Below are 2540 nucleotides of genomic sequence, written 5' to 3'. Positions count from 1 at the left end.
TTGGGTGTGTGGGGTGGGGGTGGGAGGGGGGGGGTGTCGGGGTGTTTTGTGCTTTCGTTGGGGCGGGTTTTCGTGGCGGGGGTCATTCTTTTTTGGGGGGCGCCCCCCCCCCCCGCATTTTTTTATCTGCTCTTCCAACCAATCGCCCGGGTGTGCGGGTCTGGTTCGACAACCGTGACTGGGGCGGCCTGACCCACCAGGCCGGACTTCTACGACTGGTATTCCACCTGACTGAAGTCCACTGTCCGACCTCATGCGGCCGGACAGAACGTCGTCGTTGCCCAGTTGAACGCGTACGGGGGTGCGTTTCCATATCATCGTCCGGCGTCTTGGCCAGGCACGGGAATCCCGACCGCCGGCCATGCAACCCCCGACGCTGGGAGGGGTCGACACGTATGGCGTCACGGAGCCGCTGGTCGTGTGGGAACCCGGCAGCACAGTTGTCCGTGCGTCTTTCGGGCAGGACCGTGCGACTGCGGGACGCAACCCGAAACGGGCACAGGCCGAGCCTGCCAGCAGTGAACACCGGTCGTCGCCCGTGTGTTCTGAGCGCCGGCGGGTACCGGAATCGGCATGACTGTTGCAAAGACAAGTTTTCTCGTGCTGGACTGCGCGGAGCCCGAAGCCCTTGCGGAGTTCTACGCCTCACTGCTCGATGCGGAAATCCAGGTGATGAGTGACCCTGATTTTGTGGAACTCGTCGGCCACGACGGCGTACACCTGGCGATCCGCAGGGATCACGGCTACGCCCCTCCGAGCTGGCCGCGGCCGGAGGACGCCCAGCAGGCGCATCTTCGGATACTCGTCGCGCACGGTGATCTGGACGAGGCGGAACGCGAGGCGGTGAGCCTCGGCGCAATGCCGATAGAGACCAAGGACAGCAGTGGGCCACGCGGCGTACGTCTCTACGCCGACCCTGCCGGGCACTCCTTCTCCCTCGCGGTGTCCCCACGGGACGAGTCGGCGGGCCGAGGTGAGAAAGCGCCATGAAGCGCCGGACCAGGCGAGCGCGCCCGCACGGGTGCAACGACGTACGGCGCCGCAGGCGCCGGCGACTGCGCAGGCACCGGTGCGCTCGTCACGAGGTTCTCGATGCCGGGCCGGCGGTCTGCGCGACGCCGTTGGCCCGGCGCCTCAGCGGGAGCGTCGTCCTGCGATGAGCCGGTAGACGGCCAGAACGATGACGGATCCGACTACGGCGGCGATCCAGGTGGAGAGATGGAAGAAGCCCTTGATCGAGTGGACTCCGAAGATGACTTTTCCCAGCCAGCCGCCCAGAAGACCGCCGGCGATGCCGATCAGCATCGTGATCAGGCAGCCTCCCGGGTCTCTGCCCGGCATCAACGCCTTGGCGATCGCACCGGCCAGCAGGCCGATCAAGATCCACGCAATGATGCTCATACACCCGCACCCTTCAGTCAAACGTCACTGCTCATCGTCCATCGAGCCCCACTTCGGCCACAACGAACGGTTGGCCACTACCAGCCGGACAACTTCCAGCATCCGTCAGCGGCTGCCCCGCACCGCTTCAACGCGCGGGGCGATGTTGATCTGGCTGAGTGCGGCCGTGCCCGAGGCCCAGACGCCTTGAGGACTCGAAGAGCACAGTGCTGAGCCCTTCGTCGAGGGCGACGTTCTCGGCTCTGCCGTGTTGAGTCGACTGCGGCGCTGGCTGCGGTCGACGGACGGTCCAGTTCCGCGGGCCGTGGGGCGCACTGGGATGCCGGGCCTGCACCGGGAGTACTCGACTTCGCCTGCGGATGCCGAGTGGCTGGTCAGCAGCTGACGCGAAGGCTGTCGCTGAGCGGCCAGGGGGCACCAGTCCTTCAGGCGCACGTCTGCGAAGACGTACTCGACAAGCCGTTCAAGTCCTCGGTCCGCTGCGACCGTTCGTCCGGCGGACGGTGCGGGTTGGTCAGCGGTGATCGCGCGCTGAGAGATCGGCATCCGTGCGTTCGGCGAGGTGACCGCGTTCGAAGCGGACTCCGGCGCGGACGAGGGCGACGAGGTGGGGTGCGCACACGGCCCGTCAGCGAGTCCGGGCGGACTCGACGAGCTTTGAAGACCATGGCCGGGGCGGACTTCTGCCCTGCCGGGCCGCGGTGCCCTGGACCGGCCCGACGATCTCGATCTCGTGGTTGCGCCGGGCTGAGTCCATCGCGTCGATGGTCGCGGAGTACTTCGGGTCGCCCCGTCGCATCGACCATCACAGCTGTTCGTCACGCGGAGTAGCCCCTGGTGAGAGGCCTTGGCCATGGGCAGGGCGCCATTTCACCCGAAAGGGGGGAGCGGGCGGTTGGAGGCTGGTGAGCGCGAGTGTCCGGGGTGGACATTGTCGAGGTCGCCGAGCTGCTGTGTCATGGGGTGGGCCGCTCAATCCCAGCTCCACGGATAGTACTAACAGCTATTCGTACGAGCGCTGCTAACGCTCCGTATATCACCTCTGAGCGCTCGACTGAATGGCTGGCATCTTGTCAGGGCCCTTGTGGCCATGCCACCCGAATGGGTTACTCGAAGTGTCCGTTTCGACGGATGTATGA

2 protein-coding genes are annotated in these 2540 nt (G+C 66.1%); one reads left to right on the top strand and one right to left on the bottom strand.

Annotated features, from left to right (window positions below):
- Window positions 1-573 precede the first annotated feature (573 nt).
- The gene (locus tag ACIA8E_RS41735; RefSeq protein ID WP_399307311.1) at window positions 574-990 is read left to right on the top strand and encodes a VOC family protein; all 417 of its coding nucleotides are present in this window, start codon (window positions 574-576) and stop codon (window positions 988-990) included.
- Between the two features lie 144 nt (window positions 991-1134).
- On the opposite strand, the gene ACIA8E_RS41730 is transcribed toward ACIA8E_RS41735, so the two are convergent.
- Window positions 1135-1401 (bottom strand): GlsB/YeaQ/YmgE family stress response membrane protein, encoded by a 267-nt coding sequence (locus ACIA8E_RS41730; RefSeq protein ID WP_399307309.1) that lies wholly within the window; start codon window positions 1399-1401, stop codon window positions 1135-1137.
- Window positions 1402-2540: the final 1139 nt, after the last annotated feature.

Source organism: Streptomyces sp. NPDC051664 (genome assembly GCF_044453545.1).
Classification (GTDB): domain Bacteria; phylum Actinomycetota; class Actinomycetes; order Streptomycetales; family Streptomycetaceae; genus Streptomyces.
Note: the sequence above shows the minus strand (reverse complement) of the source record. Positions and strands in the feature narration are given on the sequence as shown.